The following is a 22436-nucleotide window of genomic DNA, read 5'->3' on the forward strand; positions in this document are numbered from 1 at the left end:
AGCGATGTTGGGGGGTTTCGCCCCCACGATCACAACCTGCCCCAGATTCGCTGAGAGGAAAAACCCGTCCCCTTTTACCTACCGGACGGCACTCATGAGTGTCGGCCAAGCGACTTGCTGCAGCCGGCACTTCTCGACATATCGCGAGAAGAAGCCGACACTCCTCGCCATAACCTGTCAACTCGGCCGACACTCCTGGCGGGCACTCATGAGTGTCGGCGCGCAAGGGCCATTACCCCCAGCTCTCGCTCACGATTCCCAGCGTGAGTCCATCGCGACTGCCGGCATAGTACTTGTCTAGCACGGCGCCAAAGACGGGGTCTGTGCCCGTGAGCTCGAAGAGCGTCATCGACGAGCGGGCCTTGAGCGCGTCGATGTCCCCCAGCACGGCCATAGGGTTGCTCCCCGGCAGGGCGAGAAGGGCATGTGAGATCTCGAGCAGACGCGCCCTGAGCAGGGGATGGTTTACGTACGCGTCAAGCTCCTTGCGGCTGCCGATGCCGTATCGCTCCGCCATGGGGCTGCGCCCGAGCCCGCGCGCCTGCGGGAAGACGAACCAGATCCAGTGGCTCCGCTTGCGCCCGGCACGAATCTCGTCGAGCGCCCGTTCGTAGACGCCACCGTCCTGCGCGCGGACGAAGCGCTCGATGTCAAAGCCTGCGGTCATACGGTGCTCCTCTCCTTTGTCAGATAATAGACTTGTCAAGCCGAGAAGAACGGGGGACCGCATGTCCTACTGCGACTGGGATACCACCGACGAGCTCTGCCTGCGCTACCACGACGAGGAGTGGGGCGTGCCCCTGCACGACGACCGCGGGCAGTTCGAGTTCCTCTCGCTCGAGGTCATGCAGTGCGGGCTCAACTGGACCATGATGCTGCATAAGCGCGAGGTGTTCCGCGCATGCTTCTCCGGCTTTGACTTTGACGCCGTGGCGGCGTTTGGCCCGGAGGACGTAGAGCGCATCCTAGAGACGCCGGGAATGATCCGTTCCCGCCGCAAGGTCGAGGCCACCATCAACAACGCGCGCTGCTTCCAGCGCGTGCGCGAGGAGTTCGGCAGCTTCGACGCCTACCTCTGGGGCTTCTCCGACGGCAAGACGATCCTCTACAACAAGCACGCCGACGGGTGGATTCCCGTGAGCAACGGCCTCTCGGCGCGCGTGGCCGCCGACCTGCGAAAGCGCGGCTTCAAGTACCTGGGTCCCACGACGGTCTACTCGCACCTGCAGGCCTGTGGCATCATCAACGACCACGCCTGCGACTGCCCGCGCTACGCGGCGATAAACACTATGAGCCCCACCGTCGAGAAACGCCGCCACCTCGAGAAGGACGTCCGGCACTACGAATGAGTCAAAAGGGACAGTCACTTTTGATTCATTCGCGCATGAGGGGAGTCGCAGCAATGACCAAGCTTCCGTATCTGGCGAGCGGCGCCTCGCTGTGGAGAGGTTACGACTACTACACCGCTCGCAAGGTGCTCTCGTGGGAGCCCTCGGGACCAGGGGATTATCCGCAACAGTTCGAAGGGGTCGTCTCGGGAAACGGCGATACGCCCTATGAGGTGCACATCGACATAGCGCATCCCAAGAAGTCGACCTGCACCTGCCCCTTTGCTGAGGGTCGCCATGTTATCTGCAAGCACATGGTCGCGCTCTACTTCACCGTCTATCCCGCCGAGGCAGATGAGCTTCTGCATGCTGAGGAGCGGTGGGCGGCGGAGGAGGCTGCCCGCGAGGAGGCCCATCGTGCAGAGACGTGGCAGTACGTGAGAGGCCTCAAGAAGGCCGAGCTTCAGGAGGAGCTCTACCGAGCGCTGCTCGAGATTGACGACCTGCGTGACCGTCGTCGTTGGTGGTAGTAAAAAAGTGACCATTCGAGAGAACATGTGTTTCATAATATGTTATACTCTCGTCAAGGTACGAGGGCGACAAGAGCGGCACGGAGGCCCCCAATGGTACGTGCCGGCGGGTGATCAGGGGTAATAGGGACTGGTCACACTTGTTTGTCTCGGGTGGGTTGGTACGCCCATCTTCCGGCACCCGCAAAGTCCGGAGCTCACAGTCTGTGCAGGTTGGTTTGCCGTGAGTGAGACGGGGGGTTCAGCTATGGCCAAGAAGTCCATCAAGCAGTTTGACGAGAAGAACGACGAGCGAGTCTACGTGTCCGTTCGCGAGACATTGGAGTCCGCGCGCGGCAAGGTGGAGCGTGCTGTCAACAGCGCCATGGTCGAGGCGTATTGGGAGATCGGGCGCCAGATCGTGGAGGCGACGGGCGAGCGCGCGGAGTACGGGAAGCATCTCCTTCAGTATCTGTCCGAAAGGTTGACGGCCGAGTATGGGAAGGGCTTTACGGAGAGGAACTTGCGCCAGATGCGTTCTTTCTATCTGGCGTTTCCAATTCGGCACACATTGTGTGCCGAATTGAGCTGGTCAATTTATCGTCGTCTAACGCGTATACCCGACCAAGAGCAGCGTGAGTTTTACATGCATGCAGCGGCCGAGGAGCGCTGGACCGTCCGCCAGCTCGACCACCAGATCGCGACGTTCTACCGTGAGCGCCTGCTCTCCTCGCAGGGTGAGAAGCGCGAGCTCATCCGCTCCGAGATTCAGCGTTCTGAGCCGGTGACGGCAGCGGACGACTTCATCAAGGACCCGTACGTCCTGGACTTCCTGGACCTGGGCGGTCGCACCGACTTTGACGAGCATCAGCTTGAGCAGGCGCTCATGACGCGGCTGCAGGAGTTCATGCTGGAGCTGGGGCGTGGCTTTGCCTTCGTCGGTCGCCAGTACCGGCTCGACGGCGAACAGGCGAGCTACTACGTCGACCTCGTCTTCTACAACATCAAGCTTAAGTGCTATGTGCTCATCAAGCTCAAGACTCGTCCGCTCAACGCCAAGGACGTAGGGCAGATGGACTTCTACGTCCGGCTGTTCAACGAGAAGTACGCGGGTACTGACGACAACCCGACCATCGGTCTCATCCTTTGCTCGAGCTCAGACCGAACGGTGGCGAAGTACTCTGCTCTCGCCGACGGCAAGGGACTCTTCGCGTCGAGCTACGTCACGTGCCTGCCCACCGAGGAGGAGCTGACCGACGCCCTCGAGCCCACGCGCCGCGCGATCGCCGAGGCCCGTGCGGAGCGAGGCGAGGAATAACCATCGGGCGCCCGTCTGTCAGTTTGGAGACGGGCGCCAACTAGAAAACCGCAAAATGGGCTAGAGCACCCGCTCCATGAGAACGGCGACGTAGTGTGGCGTGCTCGCGACCTCCCCGGTGGGCTCGAAGCCGAGCTTGGCCCAAAACTTCCGCGCCGGCTCGTTGCCCTCGATGTACGCCAGGCGCACGCGAGAGAGGCCCTCGGCCCGCAGCCTGCGGAGCTCGGCGCGCATGATCAGCGTGCCGACTCCACGTCCATGCCACGCTCCGTCGACCATGAGAAGCCCCACGTAGGCCGACCGCTCGTCGGGGTAGCCGCGGACGACGTCCATGACGGCGACGAGCTCCCCCTGCGCAAGGAAGCCGAGAAACTCCTTCTGGTCGGCCTGGCATCCGGGCGGCGGCTCGCGGAGAGCCTGGGCCAGGTTCTCGAGCGTCGGCCTCTCGCCGTAGAGCTCGTAGTACGCGGGATTGCTCTCGCAGAGGGCAAGGAGCGCGGGAAGGTCCTCGTCGGTGAGCCTGCGTCGAACAAAGGGGGAGAGGTCAACCACGCGCACGGTGCAACCATGCTCGCGCAGTAGCGCGATCAGGTCCGCCGTGGCGAGAAGGACGGTCGCGGTGTTGTCGCACGGGTGTACAGTCACGCGCCCGGCGTCGAGGAGCTCCTGGTCGATCACGACCTCCACGCGCCCTCGGCCATCGTTCAGCGCGCCGAGCGGCGTGACGGAGCCGGGCGCGAGGCCGAGCATCGAGCGCAGGTCCCTCTCGCTCGCAAACGAGAGGCGGCGAGAGCCCAGGCGTTCCTGGACCTCTCGCAGAGAAACGTCCTTCTCGTCCGGAAGACAGACGAGGTAGTACGCGCGGTGCTTGTCGTCCCGCAGGAAGAGGTTCTTGGCGCCAAACTCGGCATGGGGGATGCCCTCGGCGTGCGCCTGCCCCACGGTGAAAACCGCCTCGTGCTCGTAGAGCTCGTAGGCGATTCCGGCCCGGTCGAGCAGCGCGATCGTCTCCGCCTTGCCGTAGGCGTGCAAAAGTGACTGTCCCTTTTGCACGTCAGCGCTCGAGCTTGCGGATGACGGAGATGGAGGGGCTGACCTCGGCGGCAAAGGCGTCGAAGTCGTCGTAGGTGCCGACGATGCTGCCGTAGTGGGTGGGCACCACGACGGCGGGGCGCAGGGCGTTCACGAAGGCTGCGGCCTGACGCGGGTCGCAGGTGTAGGTGCCGCCGATCGGCACGAGCGCGACGTCGCAGCTCACCGTCTCGTTGTCCGGGTTCTGGTCCGTGTCGCCGGAGACGTAGTAGCGCGTGGGCTCGTCGTCGAGCGTGACCACGTAGCCGAGCCAGCCGTTCTCACGCGGGTGCATGCCCAGGCGCTCGGGCTCCACGTTGTAGGCGGGCACGGCCTCCACGCAGATCCCCGGCAGCTCGATCTTCTCGCCCGCGTCCATGAGGTGCGTTGCGGCGGCGCCCAGCCCCGCCACCTCGCCGGCCATGCTCGCTGGCGCCACGACCACGGTCTTCTCGCCGGCGACGCGCGCGTAGTCCTCGGGCGAGAGGTGGTCGTAGTGGGCGTGGGTGATCAGCACGTAGTCCGCGTCGTGCGCGGCATCGGCGTCGGTCAGCGCAAAGGGGTCGAAGTAGGCGACGGTGCCGCCCGCCCCCTCGACCCGGATGGCGCTCTGGGTGAACACGCGGACGTTCTCGAGGCTGCTCATGGCGGCTCCCCTCCTATAATCTAGTCATCTGATTGTACGTTGAGCCGGAGGCCATCATGCGCGAGAAGATCGACGTCGCCGAGTACGCACCCACCATCCTTCGCGAGCTGCCCACGGGCGTGCTGCTGACCGCGAGCGCGGACGGGCGCGCCAACCCCATGACCATAGGCTGGGGCACGCTGGGAGTCGAGTGGGGCAAGCAGCTCTTCGTGGCATACGTCCGCAGCAGCCGCTTCACCTACGGCCTCATCGAGAAGAGTGGCGAGTTCACGGTCAGCGTTCCCATGCGCACGGGCGAGAAGGACCACGACCAGCGCATCAGCCAGATCCTGGCGGTCTGCGGCTCCAAGAGCGGCCGCGACACGGACAAGGTCGCCGAGCTCGGCCTCACGCTCGCGGAGGGGGAGGAGGTCGGCGCGCCCGCCGTCCGGGAGTTCCCGCTCACGCTCGAGTGCCGCGTGCTCTTCAAGAGCGAGCAGGACGAGGCGCGCCTTCCGGACGACCTGCGCGAGCGCTACTACTCCACCGACGCGCCGCACACCGCGTACTACGCGGAGATCGTGAGCGCCTACGTCCTGAGATAGGATTGCGTCGCGCCCGCCGTGCCCGACACCCATGAGTGCCGGCTCGCGGACCGCGCCGCGCCGGCACTCCCGAAGGAACGCCGCGTGCGAGACGGCGCCCCCGCTCGCAAACGGTCAAATAAACCGGCACTCCCCGCCGGCACCTACGGGTGCGGGCGGGGAGTGCCGTGGCTCGTGCCGGGATGTCGCGCGCCCTACTTCTTGCCGAAGAGGCCGCCCAGGCTGTCGGCGATGCCGCCGAGCGGGGTGCTCTCGAGCATGTCGCCGAGGTTGCCGGCGATGCTGCCCAGGTCGAGGCCGCCGAGGTCGAGGCTGCCGTCGGCGATGCCGCTCTTGACGCCGTCGACGATCTGGGAGAGGTCGCCCTCGCCGAGCTCGACGCCGGTGATGCCCTCGATCGTGCCCTTGGGGTCGGAGACGAGCTCCTGGAGCTTCTCGGGGGCGTCCGCCAGGGCGGCGGAGACCTGGGCGATGATTGCCTGGATGTCCATGAGTGTCCTTTCGTGTCGTGCGCGCGGGGCGCGTTTGCCCCTCTAGATTACCCGTTGGGCCACCCGGGGACGAGCTGCGGCCGTCAGGCGTGCGCCGGCGGTTGAGGGCGCCGGGCCCCGGCCGCCCCGGCGGCGTCCCCCACGGCGTCGAGTAGCTCGGCGCAGCGCAGCGTCGCCGAGAGGGGCATGACGTCCGACTCGCTGCGCCCGGAGAGCACGAGGCCGACGAAGTGCTCGATCTCGTCGTAGAAGTCGTCGACGGGGTAGGGGAGCTCGATGTCGGCGGCCTCGGCCTCGGCGCGCTCCAGCCGGGCGCGCTGCGGGCGGTGCATGTCCTCCACGGTGATGACGCCCCTCGTCCCGACGACCCGGGCCGTCCGGGGTCCCGCCGTGTCGGCGGCGGTGACGAGCCGGGCCGTGAGCGCGCCGCGCGCGAGCTCCGCGTCGACGAAGCAGTCGTGGCCGTGGTCCCAGCGGGCCCGCGCGGCCACGACCTCGAGGGGGCCGCCCAGGTAGTCGTCCACCCAGGAGGCGCAGTAGACGCCCGAGTCCAGCAGGATGCCCCCGCCGCGGGCGTCGGAGAGGTAGTCGCCCCCGCGGGCGATGCGGTCGCCCATGTCGTTCTCGAGGAACGCCTCGACGCGGCGGACCTCGCCGATGCCGCCCCGTGCGACGAGCTCGCGCACGTGCCGGTAGAGGGGCGAGAAGCGCGTCTTCATGGCCTCCATGAGGAGGGTCCCCGTCTCGCGCGCCGCGCGGACGAGCTCGCGCGCCTCCGCCGCGTCCACGCAGGCCGGCTTCTCGCAGAGCACGGCCTTGCCGGCGCGCAGGGCGGCGAGCGCCCACGCGAGGTGCATCGAGTGGGGGAGCGCGAGGTAGACGGCATCGACGTCAGGGCGGGCGAGAAGTGCGGCGTGCGCCGCGCCCGCGACCCCGCCGAGCGCCTCGTCCGAGAGGGCGCCGCCCTCGGGGACGCCATGCTCGAGGGCGAAGGCCTCCGCCCTCCCGGCGGAGCGGCAGCTGATGGCAACGAGCTCGGAGCGCCCCTCGTGCGCGAGGCTCCGGGCGAACCGGTGGGCTATCCTGCCCGCGCCGACGATCCCCCAGCGCACCGTGCGAACGCCCCTCTCGCCCAGGTCCTTCTCGCCCACGGCGTCACCCCCTCTTCCCGCGCGCGGCCCCGAGGCCCATGAGGGCCCGCTCGGCCCCCATCAGCAGCGGGTAGGGGAGCAGCCTGGCGGCGACGTAGAAGGCGCGCATGTCCGCCGAGGGGATGCAGAGCGCCCGCCCCGCCCGCGCGGCGGCGAGGCCGCGCCTGGCCACGCGGCGCACGTCCTCGAAGCCGGTGAGGCCCGCCATGCGCGCGGCGACGTCCCCCGCGCCGGCGTGGTCGAGAAAGCCCGTGCGCATGAACTTGGGGCAGAGCGACGTCACGTGGATGCCCACGGGCCCGAGCTCCGCGTCGAGCGCCCGGGAGAGGTCCAGCACAAAGCGCTTCGCGGCGGAGTAGGTGGCAAGCCCCGGCTGCGGCATGAAGGCCGCCACGCTCGATACGTTGAGGATGCGCGAGCCGGCGGCCATGTACGGCAGCGCGCGGTACGTGAGCTCCACGGGCGCGAGCACGAGCAGGCGCGCCATGGCGGCGTTGTCCGGCGCGGGCATGGCCGCGAAGTCGCCGAACGTGCCGAAGCCGGCATTGTTGACGAGAAGGCCGACGCGGCCGCCGGGGGTCTCGGCGAGCGCCCGCTCAAGCACGTCGAACGACGCGGGGTCCGTGAGGTCGAGCGCGAACGGGCGCACGCGCGGGGAGGTGCGCTCCGCGCGGCGCGAGACGGCCCAGATCTGGTCGAGCGGGCCGAAGTAGCCCTCGGCGAGCAGGCGCACGAGCTCGGCGCCGAGCCCGGACGACGCTCCGGTGACGATCGCGATGTTGGTCATGGTGCCCTCCAGACGTGCCCGAGGTGACGTGCCTCCCATTTTGGCACGGCATGTTCCACCAGCGGATGACATTCGCGTTTCTCGTCTGGCGGCGCACCGCTGGCTGATACCATGACTCGGTTTTGTTGCCCGGAATGGGGTGCCGCCCGCGCCTGTCCGGGCATCCGCGAACACCTGAAGGGAACGTCATGAAGAACTCCGAGATCTACCGCCGCACGCTGAAGTTCTCCGTCATGCGCCTCGTGCGGACCGTGCTGTGCCTCGTTCTGCTGGCCGCCCTGCCGCTCGTCGCCTTCGTCGCCACGGGCATGGCCGGCCTGGACGAGATGGCGCAGCTCGCCGCGACGGGCGTCGCGTTCATCGTGGCGCTCATCGTCTTCTACGTCGTCGCGCACTACGGCGGCTACCTGCTCACGGCCGGGCAGGTCGCCATGATCACCGAGGGCGTCGCCACCGGCGAGCTCCCCGAGGACACCTATGAGGCGGGCAAGCGCGCCGTGAAGGACCGCTTCGCCACGGCGAGCGTCTACTACGGACTGTGGTCGATCACCAAGGCCATCACCAGCGAGGTCTCCTCCGGCATGAACGCGCTCGCGCGCGGGATCGACGGCGAGAACAGCACGGGCCCCGCCTCCGTCATCGCCGGCATCATCTCCGCGGTCGTCAGCGTGGTGCTCGAGTACCTCAACTACTGCAGCCTTGGCTGGGTCTTCCTCCACGGCGAGCAGTCCGCGTTCAAGAGCACGTGCGACGGCGCCGTGATCTACTTCCAGAACTGGAAGACCCTCATGAGGAACTCCGCCAAGGTGATCGCCATCACCGTCGTCTCGCTCGCGCTCATCGGCGGTGCGTTCTTCGGCGTCGCGTACCTCGTCCTGGGATCGATCGAGCCGCTCACGACCGTCCTCTCCCAGATCGACGCCACCGCCACGCTCGAGGACGGCACCGCCGTGCCCGCCGGCACCTCGCTCGTCGTGCTCTGCGCCGTCATCGCCCTCGTGCTCTGGAGCGGCATCCACGGGGCCTTCGTGAAGCCCTACATCCTCGTCTCCGTCATGCGCCGCTACATCGAGGCCGGCCGCGCGGACACGCCGCAGGTCGACGTCTACGAGAAGCTCTCCGGCATGTCCAAGGGCTTCAGGAAGGCTCTCGACCGCGCGGGTGAGGGGGCTCCCTCGGCCGCGTAGGCGAAGGGGCGGTGAGACAGGGGGGCGGTGAGACAGGGGGGACAGGTTCATTTGTCTCATTAGAGTTCTAATGAGACAAATGAACCTGTCCCCCCTGTCTCACCGCCCCTGCCTCGCTAGTATCCGGTGACGGTGCCCCCGGAGCTCAGAAGCCTCTTCAGAAGGGAGAACTCGTTCCGGCAGAACTGGTCGAGGCGCTCCACCTCCGCTCGGCGGGGCCCCTCGAGCAGCGCGAGGCACACCGGGATGGCGGGCGCCTCGGCCGGGTTCAGGTCATGCATCGCCGCAAAGGGCAGGATGCTGAGCGCCTTGAGGTTGACGCCCATGATGTACCCGTTGCGGCTTTCCAGGTGGTCGACGACCCCCTCGTTGGTGCTGACGTGCTCCAGAGGGGAGGCGAGCCCATGCTGGCGACAGGTGACCAGCACCGTCTCGTTGAAGCCGTCTATCTCGTCATTCCAGAGCACGGGGTAGGGGGCGAGGTCGGCAAAGGTCAGGCGGCCCCTGCCGCGCAGGGGGTGCCTCCGGCCCAGAAAGACGCCCGGCGTGACCGTCCCGATCTGGGCGCAGGTGCACCCCGGGGCGCTCAGGCGACCGATGGTGAAGAGGGCGTCGAGGCTCCCTGCCCTGAGGTCTGCCAGCGCGGCGGCCCCCGTCCGGACGGAGAGGCGCGTCTCGATTCCGAGGGAGTGCGTCATGAGGCGCGCCACGATGCCGCAGATGAACTCGTGCTTCGAGAAGGGCGGCGTGACGAGGGCAAGCCTGAGGTCGCTTCTCGGCGCCGGCCCTCTGCTCAGGGAGTCGGCGATCTGCCCCACGGACTCGAAGCTCTCAACCGCCCTTCGTGCCGGCTCGAGCAGCGCGTTCCCGAGGGGCGTGAGGCGCATCCCACGGCCCGCTCGGACAAACAGCTGCCCGCCGAGCTCGTCCTCAAGCTCGTGAATCGACTTGGAGACAGCCTGGACCGAGACGCCCTCCTCCCGCGCGACGACGGAGAAGTTCCCCGTGCGCGCCGCGCCGCAGAAGAACACGAGCTGCCTGATGTTCATTGATCTCCTTCGACGGTACCCGGCGTCCTTCCCAGTCTATCCGCGCGCTCGGGGTGACTCTCGAGGACGGGGGCGCCCTTTCCGATATCAACCGTAGATTGAAAGTTGCGGGCGATTCTCGGAGTGAGCTAACCATCCCTACGGTTCGGCTAGCGTTGTATCCTATATGGTTGTCTGACGACGTGGTGTCAAGGAGCCCGCATGACCTTAGAACAGCAGCCCGCGCCAGCGCAGCCCACAACGCCGGGGGTCGCTCCCGAGCACGGCGATGCCGAGCGGAGAATCCCCCTCGTGATGAGGCTCTACGGAATTCTCTGTACCGTTCTCGGCGTGTTCACCGCGTTCGCGGTCGTCGTCTTCGCCGCGCTCATGGGGTGGTCGCTCCAGACTGACCCGTCCATGATCATCGTGGGCACCGACCCCACGCTGCCCGTGGTCCTTCTCGCCATCAGCTATCTCGTCACCATCGGTAACGCGGTCGCGCTCGTCGTCTTTGGGCACTCGCTGCGCAAGAGCCAGCGCCGCAACGCGGTGCGCTGGTCGCACGTGCTCATAGGCACCTCGGTCATCCAGGTCCTGCTCAAGATCATGCTGCAGGGCATCGACACCACGCTCATCTCCGATGCCATCCAGCTGCTCATTCTGGTCGCCATTTCCGTCACCGTTGACCCCTCGCTCAGGCAGGAGCGCGAGCTCAAGCGCCGCGTGCGCGACATGGTCGACCGCGAGGCCGCCGAGGAGGACATGCTCGGGCGCGACCTCGAGGGTAAGGGCTACATCGAGCTCAACTTCTTCAACCTGTTCTGGGTCTTCGTGATCTGCTGCTTCCTCGGGCTCATCATCGAGACCGTGTACCACTTCGTCATCGTGGTGCCCGGCGAGGTTCAGGACCGCGCCGGCCTGCTCTTCGGGCCCTTCTCGCCCATCTACGGCTTTGGCGCCGTGCTCATGACGGTGGCGCTCAACCGCTTCTACAGGGCCAACCCGATTATCATCTTCGTCGTCTCCGCCGTGATCGGGGGTCACTTCGAGGCCGCGACGGCTTGGTTCATGGAGATGGGCTTCGGCGCCGTGGCCTGGGACTACTCGGGCTCCACGATCTTCGGGCTCTTCCCCGACCCGATCGCGGCCATCTTTGGCGGACGCACCTCGACGCTCTTCATGTGCATGTGGGGCGCCCTCGGCTTCGTGTGGATCAAGCTCTGCCTCCCGTGGATGCTCAGGCTCATCAACCTCATCCCGTGGAAGGTCCGCTACTCCTTCACCACGCTCTGCGCCGTCCTCATGCTCGTGAACGGCGTCATGACGCTCGAGGCGCTGGACTGCTGGTTCGAGCGCCTCTCCGGCATCCCGCAGACCACACCCGTCGAGCAGTTCTACGCCGAGCACTACGACAACGACTACATGGCGCACCGCTTCGAGTCCATGACCATCACGCCGGACGACTCCGCGCGCGTGGACGGCGCGGCGCGCGCCGTGGCTGACGCCTCGGCGGGCCCGGAGGCATGATGGCGCCGGGCGAGGTCCCAGCGAGGCCGCGCTGGGGGCGGCGCGTCCTTCTCGCCCTGCTGGCGGTCCTGGCCGTCGCCGTCATCGCGCTCGGCCTGGCGGTGCAGCGGCGCCTTGTGCAGAGGGAGGAGGGCCTGGGCGTGGTCCAGGCCCCGAGCGAGTTCGCGGCGCTGGAGGGCTCTACCGGGCGCACGGGGTCCTTCTCGACGCGCATCGACTTCACGAGCATGGCCACGGGCACGGAGACCATCTCCACGGAGGTGTCCTGGGACGACGAGTGGTTCTTCCAGGATCCCACCGAGTACAACCACGAGTTGGCCACCACGTGCTCCGTGCTCTCCGCCGTGTCCAACTCCGAGTCCGCGTACTACCAGGCGGGCTCGGACTCGCCGGCCTACATGGAGGCCGCGCTCGCGGCGCTGGGCTTCGAGGAGATCTCCACGGCGTCGTATCAGTACCGCAGCGAGATCTTCGACGAGGTCGTGGACTTCATCACCGGCACGGACGACGTGGTCGCCTACTCGGTTGCCACCAAGCGCGTGGCCAGCGCGGGCGGCGCCGAGAAGACCCTCTATCTGGTGTCGATCCGCGGGAGTTACGGCTCCGAGTGGCTGAGCGACCTCAACATGGGCGACGCCGCCGCCTACGACATGGACGAGATCACGCACGAGGGCTTTGCCCAGGCCGCACGCGAGATCGTGGACGTGCTCGCCGAGCGCATCACCGAGGAGGCGGGCCTCGACGGCACGGACGACATCTGCCTGCTCTTCACCGGGCACTCGCGCGGCGCCGCCGCGGCCAACATCGCCGCCGCGTATGCCGACGAGATGTCGCAGGGCCTGCGCGTGCTGGCGCCGCTTTCGGGCATCTACTGCTACACCTTCGCCACGCCCGAGGTCACGACCTTCGACAACGCGCACGACGCCCTCTACGACAACGTCTTCAACGTCATGAACCCCAGCGACATGGTGCCGCGCCTGCCGCTGGAGTCCTGGGGGTACGAGCGCTTTGGGCACGACCTCTGGCTTCCCGGCTACGGTGACGAGGGCTTTGACGAGAAGTACGAGGGGATGTGCCGGGTCTTCGAGGCAAACACGGGCGTGGAGTGCCCGTACGTGCCCGAGGACCGCGAGCACGTGGACAAGCTCGTGGAGGACCTGGGGCGCGAGATTCCCACGGACGACGATCTGGCGAGCGCGGGCGGGGTCTTCTCCCTCGCGCACGACCTTCTCGCCGACGTGAACCCCATGCAGGTGCTCTACGGCCACTACCCGAGCGTCTACATCGCCTGGATGCAGTCCCTCGACGCCGTTCGCGCCAGCTAAGCCCGCCAGTCACGCCAATCACGTCAGGTTCGTTTGGCATGCCAAACGAACCCGGTTAAAATGGCACGCCAAACGAACCTGACGTGATTGGCGTGACCGGCGCGGGAGGCAGGCGATGGGGGACGTGCGCAAGGAGCTCGCACGCGTGCTGCGCGAGGGCGAGCGGACGGTGGAGCGCCGGCTCGAGGCGTTTCTCGCCGACCCGGACGACGTCGAGACCATCCACCGCCTGCGCATCTCCATCCGCACCCTGCGCAGCCTGCTCGCGTTCTCCTCGCCGTTCCTCAGGCGCCGCCGGCACCGGCTGCTCCAGGACGACCTGCGCTCCGTGGTGATAGAGACCTCGCGCCTGCGCGAGTACGACGTGCTGCTGAGGCAGGTCCGCGCGCTCGACGTCCCGTGCGGCGAGCTCGACGAGAAGGTCGGCGAGCTGCGCGAGCTCGAGCGCAACCACGTCGTCGACGTCATGCGCGGGCGTCACGCGCGCCGTGCGCTGCGACGCGTGAGAAAGGCGATGGAGAAGCTGCCCTGGCGCCGGGGCGCTCGCGAGGCGAGCGTGACGCGGGCGGACGTGCGCGCGACGTTCGACGATCTGGTCCGCAGCGTTGACGAGCGCTACGCGCGCGTCGACCGCGCGGACGCCGACGCCGTGCACACCCTGCGCAAGCGTGCGAAGCGCGTGCGCTACGTCGGGGAGAGCTTCGCAGGCCTACTGGGGCCCGACGCCGTCGCCGAGGGGGCGCGCATGAAGGGCGTGCAGGACGAGCTCGGGGACATCTGCGACGCCCGCGTCAACGTGGCGATGGCGCGCGAGTTTCCCACGAGGGGGCTCTCCGACGAGGCGCGCCGCGCCCTCGAGGTCCTTCTCGCCCAGAACCAGGCCCTCGTGGACTCCTTCTGCGAGCAGTGAGACAAGGGGGACGGCGAGACAAGGGGGACAGGTTCGTTTGTCTCATTCGAAATTGAATGAGACAAACGAACCTGTCCCCCTTGTCTCACTGTCCCCCTTGTCTCACTGTCCCCCTTGTCTCACTGTCCCCCTTGTCTCACTGTCCCCCTTGTCTCGCCGCCCCCGTCTCACCGCTTGCAGAGGCCGGCTGAGCGGGCGGCGTCGAGGAGCTCGGCGTTGCGGGCGTTCATCGCGCCGAACTCGTCCACGCAGCAGATGACCTCGCGGCAGGCGAGAAGGACCTCGCGGGCGCGCTCCACCGCCTCCGCGCTCACGGGCTCGAAGTCGCGCTCGTAGATGACGCGCGTCGCAAGCTGCGCGGCGAGCAGGCCGTCGGCATCGTGCTCGTGCAGCACGCCCGCGGCAAACGGCGTGCCCTCGCGCGCGAGCCGCCGGAAGCACGCCGCCCCCGTGCCGCCCCCGGCGATGACGAAGACCTCGGGCTCGCCCTCCGGCCGCACGAGCTCGACGCTGCCGAACGCCGGGTCGTAGGCGCCCGGCGCGAGGTCGTAGAGCTCGGAGATGCGCTCGGCGGTGAATACCTCGTCAGGCGCGCCCTGGCACATGACGCGCCCGTCCCGGATGCAGATCACGTGGTCGGCGGCCTTCTGGGCGAGGTCGATCTCGTGCAGCGACGCCACCACGGCGATGCCGCGCTCGCGCGCCTCCCGGCGCAGGAGCTGCAGCACCTCCAGCTGGGAGCGGACGTCGAGGTACGACGTTGGCTCGTCGAGCAGCAGCACGCGCGGCTCCTGGCAGAGCGCGCGGGCGAGAAGGACGCGCTGCCGCTGGCCGTCGCTCACATGGGCGAAGTCGCGCTCCGCGATGTCGAGCACGCCCGTCGCGGACATCGCGCCGGTGACGGCCCCGCGGTCCTTCTCGCCGAGCACCCCGAGTCGGCCGGTGAACGGGTAGCGGCCCGCCTCCACCACGTCGCGGCAGGTGAGAAGCTCCGTCTGCGGGCGGCCCGTGAGCATGACGGACATGGCTCGGGCGCGCTCTGCCGCGGGGACGTCGCCCAGCGCCCGCCCGAAGAGCTCCACGACGCCGCCGAGCGCGCGGAGCTGCCCCGCGACGGTGCGCAGGATCGTGGTCTTGCCCGACCCGTTGGGGCCGATCAGCGCCACCACCTGCCCGGGCCTCACGGCAAGGCAGACGTCCCGCACCAGCGCCCGCTTCCCGTGCCCCACCTCAAGCCCCCGCAGCTCCAGCGAAAAGGGGACGGGTTTTTTCTCCCTGAGAAAGTGGGACAGGTTGTCGTTCGCCCGCGCCCCGACTGCGGACAGGTCCTGAGACGGTTCCCGGGCAGGGTCGCTCCTCTCGGCGGCGGGGCTGCCGTTCTCCCGCGTCGCGTCCTCGGGCAAGCCTGTCCTTTTTTCTCTGAGAGAAAAAACCCGTCCCCTTTTTGTCCGGAGCATGAGGGCGATCACGATGGGCGCGCCAAAGACGGCGGTGACGGCGCTCACGGAGAGCTCGACCGGCGAGAAGAGCGTGCGCGCGATGAGGTCGCACCCGCAGCAGAAGGCCGCCCCCGTGAGGAAGCACGCCGGCGTCACGAGGAGCGGCCGCGACGACCCCACGCCGCGCCGGGCCAGGTGCGGCGCGGCGATGCCCACGAAGGAGACCGGTCCCGCGAAGGCCGCCACGCACGCCGAGAGCAGGCTGGACACGAGCACGATGAGCATGCGCAGGCCGCCCACGTTGACGCCCACGCTCTGCGCGTAGGGCTCGCCGAGCTGGTAGGCTCCGAGCGGCTTGGAGAGCGCAAAGACCGCGGCGCCCATGGCGACCACGGCGACGGCGATGATGCCCATGTCAGGCCACGTGGCGCCCGAGAAGCTCCCGCGCGACCAGTTGTCCAGGTTCACGATGGCCTGGTCGTCCGCGAAGGCCACGAGGAAGTTGGTGGCGGCGGAGCAGATGTATCCCACCATCACGCCGGCCACGATGAGCATGCTCTGCGAGCGCACGCGCCGCGAGATGAGCAGGACCGCGCCCATCGTGGCGAGCGAGCCGAGAAACGCCGCGCCCACGGACGCCGCTGGGCTCATGACCTGGCCCGCGCCCAGCACCACGATCATCACGACGGCAACCACGAGCTTGGCGCCGGACGATACTCCCAGCACGAAGGGGTCGGCGATGGGGTTGGCAAAGAACGTCTGCAGCAGGAAGCCCGAGAGCGAGAGCGCCCCGCCCAGAAGCGCCGCCTCGACGACGCGCGGCAGGCGGATCTGCCAGATGACCTGTGCCGCGGTGGAGGGGTCGCCGGGTCCGGCGGCGAGGATGCGCGCCACCTCCGCGGGCGAGGTCTCCACGCTCCCCAGGCAGAGGCTCGCTACGAGGAGCGCGCACAGGGCGAGAAGGACGACGAGGTCGAACGTCATCGCCCGTCGCATCCGCCCGCCCCTGTCGCCCGTCGCGCCCACCACGCTAGCCCAGCCTCCAGAAGAAGGCGGCGGGCTCGCCCGAGCCGCTGAGGGCGACGCGCAGGTCCGAGATGATGTCCGCCATGCTGGTGATCTGCTGGTAGAGGTTGGCGTCGCAGGTCCAGACGTCGCCGTTGCGCACGGCGGCAAAGTCCGCGAGCAGCGCGTTCTTCTCGACAAGCGCCTCGAGGGTGTCCACGCCGTCGTCAATGGTGCCGTTGTAGATGATGACGTCGGCGTCGCGCGCGCCCTCGTAGAAGCGCTCCATCTCAACGGTGACGGTGGTGGGGGAGGAGTCGGCGGCGCCCTCCTCGGCGAAGCTCACGTACTCTCCTCCCGCGGCCTCGATCATCTGGGCAAAGTAGTCGCCGTCGCGGCGCGTCACGGCGGCGCCGTCCTCGTTCAGGTAGAAGAAGGCCACGGTCCTTCCAAGCGGACCCTCGGCGGAGGCCTCCTCCACGCGCGCCGCCACGTCGTCAAAGACCTCGGCCGCCTCGTCCTCGCGGCCAAAGAGGGCGCCCATGAGACGGACCCACTCGAGGCGACCGAGCATGTCCCCCTCGCGGCTGGACTGCTCCATGAGGACGGTCACGCCCAGCTCCTCGAGCTTGGCGCGGACCTCGGGCACGTGGTCGATGTTGGTGTTCTCGATGGCGAGCGGGCAGCCCGCGGCCGAGATGAGCTCGTAGTCCGGCGCGCGGTAGATGCCGCCGTAGGAGATCTCGCCGCTCTCCAGGCGCTCCGCGAACGCCTGGGTGGGGGAGTCCTCGGGACGCACGGACGACACGCCGATCGCATCGAGCGCGCCGATGGCGTCAACGAGGCAGATCATGCCGGTGGAGGCAAGGTAGACGTTCTCGAGTGGCCGCTGGGCCACGGCGACGTCCCCGGGGAGGCCGCCTGGCGCCTCGGCCCCCTCGGGCGCGATGAGGAGGCGATCGCCGCTGGCGAGGGTCGCGAGCCGGTAGCCGCCCTCGTAGGCGTCAAGCGAGAACTGCGTGGCACGGGAGAGGGGCACGGGCGTCGGCTCGCCGAGCGCGGCGAGGCCGAGCTCGCCGTCATCCCTCTCGCCCGTCGGCGAGCATCCGGGGAGGGCGAGCGAGGCGGTGGCGAGAAGCGCGAGTCCAACCGCGCCCCTGCGCGAGATGGAACAGGCTGCCATACGAGACTCCGTTCACGGTGAGGGCGACTCACCCATGATACGTAAAAAGGGGACGGGTTATTTCTCTCGGGGATTTCGGGACAGGCCCCGGGGCCCGTCCCGGAATCCCCGAGAGAAATAACCCGTCCCCTTTTTATAGACTTGTCTGGAAAGCTGACGGCGGGAGGGTGCCATGCGTGTCGAGAGGATCGTGCTGCCCGGGTCCGGCTACGGGGCGAAGGCCGCCACGCTCACGGCCTACGTGCAGGACAACATAGAGGACCAGGCCGCGCGCCGGAGACCGGCCGCGCTGATCTGCCCGGGCGGCGGCTACGCGTTTTGCTCCGACCGCGAGGGCGAGCCGATCGCCTTGGCGCTCCTTGCCCGCGGCTATCAGGCCTTCGTCCTCGACTACACGGTGGTCGACGCCGCCGAGGCGGCGCCGCTTTTGCCCGCGCCGCAGACGGACCTCGCCCGCGCGCTGGCGCTCGTGCGCTCTCGTGCCGACGGCTGGCACGTGGACGAGGCGCGCATCGGGCTCGTCGGCTGCTCCGCCGGCGCGCACCTCTGCGCCACCTACACGGCGCTCGCGCGAGACGACGCGTTTCTCGCCCGCGCGGGGGTCTCTGCCGCGGAGGCGCGCGTCGCCTGGCAGGCGCTCTGCTACCCGGTCGTCGACCTCGAGGCCGGCTGGCCGCCGGACCCCGCCTACGCCGCGCGCATCTGCGAGAAGGGCTCGCCCCTGCGGCACGCCCAGGGCCTGGTGAGCGACGCCACGCCGCCCACCTTCCTCTGGCACACGTCGGTGGACGAGACGGTCCCGGTGCGCAACGCCTATCTCCTTGCGGAGGCCCTCGCCGCGCACGGGGTGGACCACGAGTGCCACGTCTTCCACGCGGGCCGCCACGGTCTCTCGCTCGCCACGAAGCAGACCTCGCACTATGCCGGCGACGCCCTGCCCCACCTTGCCCGCTGGCTCGACCTCGCCCTGGAGTGGCTGGACGAGCTCATGGGGGAGAGGTAGCCGTGGGGGAGAGGGGCGCCCCGGAGGCCGCCCGTCCGGCGCGCTTCGTCGCAGCCGCGCTCCTGGCGGCCTGCCTCTACGCGCTCTTCACGCCGTGCTCCAAGGTCCTTCTCGCCGACGTGGCGCCCAACATGATGGCCGCGCTGCTCTACCTTGGCGCGGGCGTGGGCATGGCGGCGCTCGCGGCCGTGCGGGCGGCCGTGCGACGCGGCCCGTCGGACGAGCGGCCCCTCGAGTGTGCTGACGCCCCCTACGTCGTGGCGATGGTGCTGCTGGACGTGGTGGCGCCGATCCTGCTCATGGCGGGCCTCGCGCACGCCGCTCCGGAGAACGTGGCGCTCCTCAACAACTTCGAGATCGTGGCGACGGCGGTGATCGCGTTTCTCGCCTTCCGCGAGCGGGTGGCGCCGCGCACGTGGGCGGGCATCGCGGTCATCACGCTGTCGTGCGCGCTTCTCAGCCTGGAGGGCGCGGGCGCGCTGAGCTTCTCCGCGGGCTCGCTGATGGTGCTCGGCGCGTGCCTTTGCTGGGGCGTGGAGAACAACTGCACGAGCCGGCTCTCCGAGAGGGACCCGGCGCAGGTGGTCGTTGTGAAGGGGCTGGGGTCGGGCGCGGGCGCGCTGGCCGTGGCGCTTCTCGCCGGCGACGCGCCGCCCTCGGCGCCCGACGCGGCCGCCGCCCTGCTCCTGGGCTTCGTGGCCTACGGGCTCTCGATCTTCTTCTACGTGTACGCGCAGCGCGGCCTGGGCGCCGCCCGAACGAGCGCCTACTATGCGGTGAACCCGTTCATCGGCGCGGCGCTCTCGCTCGCGCTGTTCCAGACCATGCCCGGGCCGGCGTTTCTCCTCGCGCTTGCGCTCATGGCGCTCGGCGCCTGGCTCGTGACGCCGCGCGAGGGGGAGGCGTAGGCGGCCCGGCCTCTCCGGGCGCATCCGCAAAAGGGGACGGGTTATTTCTCTCAGGGATTCTGGGACGGGCGCCGCGGCACACTTCGTGGCCTGTCCCGAAATCCCTGAGAGAAATAACCCGTCCCCTTTTCCGACTATAAATGCCAGTGATTGGGTAACAAATCCCCAACCCCCGGAGGGGGACCAACCACTACCGGCAAAGGAGCCGACCATGTCCCTCATCAGCAAGGAGATCTCCGACTTCAGCGTCAAGGCGTACCAGAACGGCGAGTTCCGTACCGTGACCAGGGCGGACGTGCTGGGGAGGTGGAGCCTCTTCCTCTTCTACCCGGCCGACTTCTCGCTCCTGTGCCCGACCGAGCTCGTGGACCTCGAGGAGAGCTACGAGGCCTTCAGGGCGGAGGGCTGCGAGCTCTACTCCGTCAGCTGCGACACCCACTACGTCCACAAGGCGTGGCACGAGGCGTCAGAGCTCGTGGGCAGGGTGACCTATCCCATGCTCGCCGACCCGGCGCACGTGCTCGCGCGCGACTTCGAGGTCCTCAACGAGCCGGCCGGCATCGCCGACCGCGGCGCCTTCATCGTGGACCCCGAGGGCAGGATCCAGGTCTACGAGGTCACCGCAGGCGGCATCGGCCGCAACGCGGAGGAGCTCCTGCGGCTCCTCCAGGCGGCCAAGTTCGTGGCGGAGCACGGCGACCAGGTCTGCCCCGCCCGCTGGCGTCCCGGCGCCAAGGCGCTCGGGCGATAGGGGGCGACGGGGGTGGAGCGGGCGTCGGCCCCTCCACCCCCGTCTCGCGCCCGGCGCGGGAGGCTACAGCCTGGGCTTCGGCTGTCGGGTGAGGTCCCGGCCGAGGCGCCCGAGTCGCGAGACGTCCGTCGTGGCCTGGCCCTCGTTCCACCGCTGTCGCGTCTCGTGCATGGGGTCGGCCTCGTCGGCCCAGAGCCGCTCGGCAACCGGCGCCCAGGCTGCCGCGGCCGCCTCGGTCTTCTCGCGCAGCTGCTCGGGCGTCTCCTGCTCCACGAGGTCCGTCGAGTGGGCGCCCGTCTGCGCCACCATGAGCGGCAGGTCGTCGGGGTTCTCGAGCATGGGGCAGGGACGAAGGTGGTTGGTGTTGAACGGCTGGCCCTCGTAGTACTTCATGAAGAGCGGGGAGCGCAGCGCGTCGAGCAGGCTCACGTCGTGGATGTTGGCGTTGGAGTAGTGGATGAAGACGCACGGCTCCACGTCGCCCGCGGCGTTGATGTGCAGGTAGCGCCGCCCGCCGGCGATGCAGCCGCCCACGAACTCGCCGTCGTTCTGGAAGTCCATCGTGAAGAGCGGCTTCTTGTCGCGCATCTTGCGCACGAAGCGGTACATCCGCTCGCGCTGCTCGGGCGTGGGCATGAGGTCCGCGGAGGCGGCGCGACCCACGGGCATGAAGTGGAAGTACCAGCAGAAGAGCGCGCCCTTCTCGATCATCCAGTCCATGTTCTCCTCGGTGGCGATGGCGTCGGCGTTGGCGCGCGTCCAGCACGCCGAGATGCCGAAGGGCAGCCCGTGCTCGCGCAGGAGGTCCATCGCGCGCTCGATCTTGGCGTAGGTGCCGTCGCCGCGCCGGGCGTCGGTGGTGTGCTCGTTGCCCTCGGCGGAGATGGCGGGCACGAAGTTGGCAACGCGGATCATGTCCTGGCAGAAGGCCTCGTCGATGAGGGTGGCGTTGGTGAAGCAGAGGAAGGCGCAGTCGGGGTACCTCTCGCAGATGCGGATGAGGTCGTCCTTGCGCACGAGCGGCTCGCCGCCCGTGTAGATGTAGATGTGGCAGCCCAGCTTGCGGCCCTGGTCGATGATCGAGCAGATGTCCTCGTAGGAGAGGTTGAGCGCATGGCCGTACTCCGCCGCCCAGCAGCCGGTGCAGCGCAGGTTGCAGGCGCTCGTGGGGTCCAGGAGGATCGCCCACGGGATGTTGCACTCGTACTTCTCGCGCGCCTTCTCCTGGACGGGCCAGGCGAGGATGTTGGCGTCCACGATGAGGGCCTTGAGCAGGCGCGTCCGCACCTCGGGGTTGAGCCGGAACGCCTTGAGGATGAGCTCGTACCAGTTGCTGCGCCCGTCGATGGCGTTCCTGAAGGCCGCCCGCTGCGTGGGGAAGACGTCCTTGGGCGTGTAGCGGTCGATCGTGTCCATGATCTTGGGGATGCGGGCCTCCGGGTCCTCGTCCACGTAGTCGATGAGCTTGTAGAGCGCCGCGCGCTCCGCCGTCTGGGTAAGCGACATCCTTGGTCCTTCCGACGCGATCCCTACGGTTTCTGGAACCGAACGGTGCTGTTTATACCCATCTAGGAATAAACCCACAACTGTGGAATACTAGGTATGTCTCTTCCATGAAGGGGAGCGAGTTGGCCACTATTCCACAGAGGGGCGGACAATGGGGGATTGCTCACGGGACGAGAAGAACGGTCGGGCCGTGGACCGGCGCGTGCGCCGGAGCCGCCGAGCCATGATGGGCGCCTTCGACCGGCTGATCATGACGACGCCCTTCGAGCAGATCTCCGTGAGCGCCGTGGCGCGCGAGGCGGACGTCGACAGGAAGACCGTCTACCAGCACTTCGGCGGCGTCGACGGGATCCTCGACGCCGTCGTCGAGGAGGCGGTGTCGGAGCTGCTCGACGAGGTGGAGGAGACGATGCGCGGGCGCGTGGGGGCGGGCGAGGACGTCCGCCCGCTGTCCGCCTTCTTCGACGCGCTCTCCGTGCACCTGGGCAAGAACGCCGCGCTCCGGCAGCGCTACTGCGAGCACGTGCCGACCGAGCTGCTCTTCGACCGCCTCGCGCGCCCGCTCGCCCGCCAGATCGCGGCGCGCGGCCTCGTGCGCGACGAGCTCTCGGACACGGAGCTGGAGATGCTGCTCGCGTTCGGCGTCGGAGGTCTGCTCTCGCTGTATCGCTGGTGGTTGCTGTCGGACCGCAGCGTCCCGCTCGAAGAGGTGACGCGCCGTGCCGGCGCCCTCCTCGAGGCCGGCGTGTGACGGCCCCCGCCCAGCCGCTCTGACG

The 22436-nt window shown here is 68.5% G+C and carries 22 protein-coding genes; 12 read left to right on the forward strand and 10 right to left on the reverse strand.

The window, feature by feature from the left end:
* Nucleotides 1–232: 232 nt before the first annotated feature.
* Nucleotides 233–667: a DUF1810 domain-containing protein gene (locus ACULPM_RS02105; RefSeq protein WP_445331267.1), complete on the reverse strand. Its 435-nt coding sequence runs from the start codon at nt 665–667 to the stop codon at nt 233–235.
* 61 nt (nt 668–728) lie between these two features.
* On the opposite strand from ACULPM_RS02105, the gene ACULPM_RS02110 reads away from it, so the two are divergent.
* From ACULPM_RS02110 to ACULPM_RS02120, 3 genes are all read left to right on the forward strand, one after another.
* Nucleotides 729–1349 carry a DNA-3-methyladenine glycosylase I gene (locus tag ACULPM_RS02110; RefSeq protein ID WP_445331266.1) on the forward strand — a complete coding sequence of 207 codons (621 nt, stop codon included), beginning with the start codon at nt 729–731 and terminating at the stop codon, nt 1347–1349.
* A 53-nt stretch (nt 1350–1402) separates the two neighbouring features.
* A complete protein-coding gene (locus ACULPM_RS02115; RefSeq protein ID WP_167929524.1) occupies nt 1403–1858 on the forward strand; it encodes an SWIM zinc finger family protein in 456 nt (151 codons plus the stop codon).
* A 247-nt stretch (nt 1859–2105) separates the two neighbouring features.
* Nucleotides 2106–3155, forward strand: coding sequence for a PDDEXK nuclease domain-containing protein (locus ACULPM_RS02120; RefSeq protein ID WP_445331265.1), 1050 nt, complete (start codon nt 2106–2108; stop codon nt 3153–3155).
* Nucleotides 3156–3215: 60 nt separating this feature from the next.
* Here ACULPM_RS02120 and ACULPM_RS02125 read toward each other — a convergent pair whose 3' ends face one another.
* Together ACULPM_RS02125 and ACULPM_RS02130 are read right to left on the reverse strand one after the other, a co-directional pair.
* Nucleotides 3216–4208, reverse strand: a complete 993-nt coding sequence (locus ACULPM_RS02125; protein WP_445331264.1) for a GNAT family N-acetyltransferase — start codon at nt 4206–4208, stop codon at nt 3216–3218.
* Between the two features lies 1 nt (nt 4209).
* Nucleotides 4210–4872, reverse strand: coding sequence for an MBL fold metallo-hydrolase (locus ACULPM_RS02130; RefSeq protein ID WP_445331263.1), 663 nt, complete (start codon nt 4870–4872; stop codon nt 4210–4212).
* A 56-nt stretch (nt 4873–4928) separates the two neighbouring features.
* On the opposite strand from ACULPM_RS02130, the gene ACULPM_RS02135 reads away from it, so the two are divergent.
* Nucleotides 4929–5456, forward strand: a complete 528-nt coding sequence (locus ACULPM_RS02135; RefSeq protein ID WP_167929626.1) for a flavin reductase family protein — start codon at nt 4929–4931, stop codon at nt 5454–5456.
* A gap of 194 nt (nt 5457–5650) precedes the next feature.
* On the opposite strand, the gene ACULPM_RS02140 is transcribed toward ACULPM_RS02135, so the two are convergent.
* The 3 genes from ACULPM_RS02140 to ACULPM_RS02150 form a co-directional block, all read right to left on the reverse strand.
* Nucleotides 5651–5947 (reverse strand): hypothetical protein, encoded by a 297-nt coding sequence (locus ACULPM_RS02140; RefSeq protein WP_167929528.1) that lies wholly within the window; start codon nt 5945–5947, stop codon nt 5651–5653.
* Between the two features lie 83 nt (nt 5948–6030).
* Nucleotides 6031–7098, reverse strand: coding sequence for a Gfo/Idh/MocA family protein (locus ACULPM_RS02145; protein WP_445331262.1), 1068 nt, complete (start codon nt 7096–7098; stop codon nt 6031–6033).
* Nucleotides 7099–7102: 4 nt separating this feature from the next.
* Nucleotides 7103–7885, reverse strand: a complete 783-nt coding sequence (locus ACULPM_RS02150) for an SDR family NAD(P)-dependent oxidoreductase (RefSeq protein WP_445331261.1) — start codon at nt 7883–7885, stop codon at nt 7103–7105.
* A gap of 188 nt (nt 7886–8073) precedes the next feature.
* Between ACULPM_RS02150 and ACULPM_RS02155 the strand changes: the two genes are divergently transcribed.
* Nucleotides 8074–9072: a hypothetical protein gene (locus ACULPM_RS02155; RefSeq protein WP_445331260.1), complete on the forward strand. Its 999-nt coding sequence runs from the start codon at nt 8074–8076 to the stop codon at nt 9070–9072.
* 116 nt (nt 9073–9188) lie between these two features.
* Here the strand turns inward: ACULPM_RS02155 and ACULPM_RS02160 are convergent, their stop codons facing one another.
* A complete protein-coding gene (locus tag ACULPM_RS02160) occupies nt 9189–10121 on the reverse strand; it encodes a LysR family transcriptional regulator (protein WP_445331259.1) in 933 nt (310 codons plus the stop codon).
* 201 nt (nt 10122–10322) lie between these two features.
* On the opposite strand from ACULPM_RS02160, the gene ACULPM_RS02165 reads away from it, so the two are divergent.
* From ACULPM_RS02165 to ACULPM_RS02175, 3 genes are all read left to right on the forward strand, one after another.
* Complete coding sequence (locus ACULPM_RS02165) at nt 10323–11630, forward strand: putative ABC transporter permease (RefSeq protein WP_445331258.1); 1308 nt, start codon at nt 10323–10325, stop codon at nt 11628–11630.
* On the forward strand, nt 11630–12955 hold the full coding sequence (locus ACULPM_RS02170) for a lipase family protein (protein ID WP_445331257.1): 1326 nt from the start codon (nt 11630–11632) through the stop codon (nt 12953–12955). Before ACULPM_RS02165 ends, ACULPM_RS02170 begins: the two co-directional genes overlap by 1 nt.
* Nucleotides 12956–13070: 115 nt before the next feature.
* Nucleotides 13071–13865 carry a CHAD domain-containing protein gene (locus ACULPM_RS02175; RefSeq protein ID WP_445331256.1) on the forward strand — a complete coding sequence of 265 codons (795 nt, stop codon included), beginning with the start codon at nt 13071–13073 and terminating at the stop codon, nt 13863–13865.
* A 167-nt stretch (nt 13866–14032) separates the two neighbouring features.
* Here the strand turns inward: ACULPM_RS02175 and ACULPM_RS02180 are convergent, their stop codons facing one another.
* Nucleotides 14033–16300 (reverse strand): iron chelate uptake ABC transporter family permease subunit, encoded by a 2268-nt coding sequence (locus ACULPM_RS02180; RefSeq protein WP_445331255.1) that lies wholly within the window; start codon nt 16298–16300, stop codon nt 14033–14035.
* Between the two features lie 34 nt (nt 16301–16334).
* Nucleotides 16335–17492, reverse strand: a complete 1158-nt coding sequence (locus ACULPM_RS02185) for an ABC transporter substrate-binding protein (RefSeq protein WP_445331254.1) — start codon at nt 17490–17492, stop codon at nt 16335–16337.
* A gap of 172 nt (nt 17493–17664) precedes the next feature.
* On the opposite strand from ACULPM_RS02185, the gene ACULPM_RS02190 reads away from it, so the two are divergent.
* The 3 genes from ACULPM_RS02190 to ACULPM_RS02200 all read left to right on the forward strand — a co-directional run bounded on the left by ACULPM_RS02190 (nt 17665) and on the right by ACULPM_RS02200 (nt 20154).
* Nucleotides 17665–18495, forward strand: coding sequence for an alpha/beta hydrolase (locus ACULPM_RS02190; protein WP_445331253.1), 831 nt, complete (start codon nt 17665–17667; stop codon nt 18493–18495).
* 2 nt (nt 18496–18497) lie between these two features.
* Nucleotides 18498–19403 (forward strand): DMT family transporter, encoded by a 906-nt coding sequence (locus ACULPM_RS02195; protein WP_445331252.1) that lies wholly within the window; start codon nt 18498–18500, stop codon nt 19401–19403.
* 211 nt (nt 19404–19614) lie between these two features.
* The gene (locus tag ACULPM_RS02200) at nt 19615–20154 is read left to right on the forward strand and encodes a redoxin domain-containing protein (protein WP_445331251.1); all 540 of its coding nucleotides are present in this window, start codon (nt 19615–19617) and stop codon (nt 20152–20154) included.
* Nucleotides 20155–20217: 63 nt separating this feature from the next.
* On the opposite strand, the gene ACULPM_RS02205 is transcribed toward ACULPM_RS02200, so the two are convergent.
* Complete coding sequence (locus ACULPM_RS02205) at nt 20218–21660, reverse strand: radical SAM protein (RefSeq protein WP_445331250.1); 1443 nt, start codon at nt 21658–21660, stop codon at nt 20218–20220.
* Between the two features lie 151 nt (nt 21661–21811).
* Here ACULPM_RS02205 and ACULPM_RS02210 point away from each other — a divergent pair, with 151 nt between their 5' ends.
* Nucleotides 21812–22411 carry a TetR/AcrR family transcriptional regulator gene (locus tag ACULPM_RS02210; protein ID WP_445331249.1) on the forward strand — a complete coding sequence of 200 codons (600 nt, stop codon included), beginning with the start codon at nt 21812–21814 and terminating at the stop codon, nt 22409–22411.
* Nucleotides 22412–22436 lie beyond the last annotated feature (25 nt).

This window comes from Thermophilibacter sp. ZX-H3 (assembly GCF_052599055.1).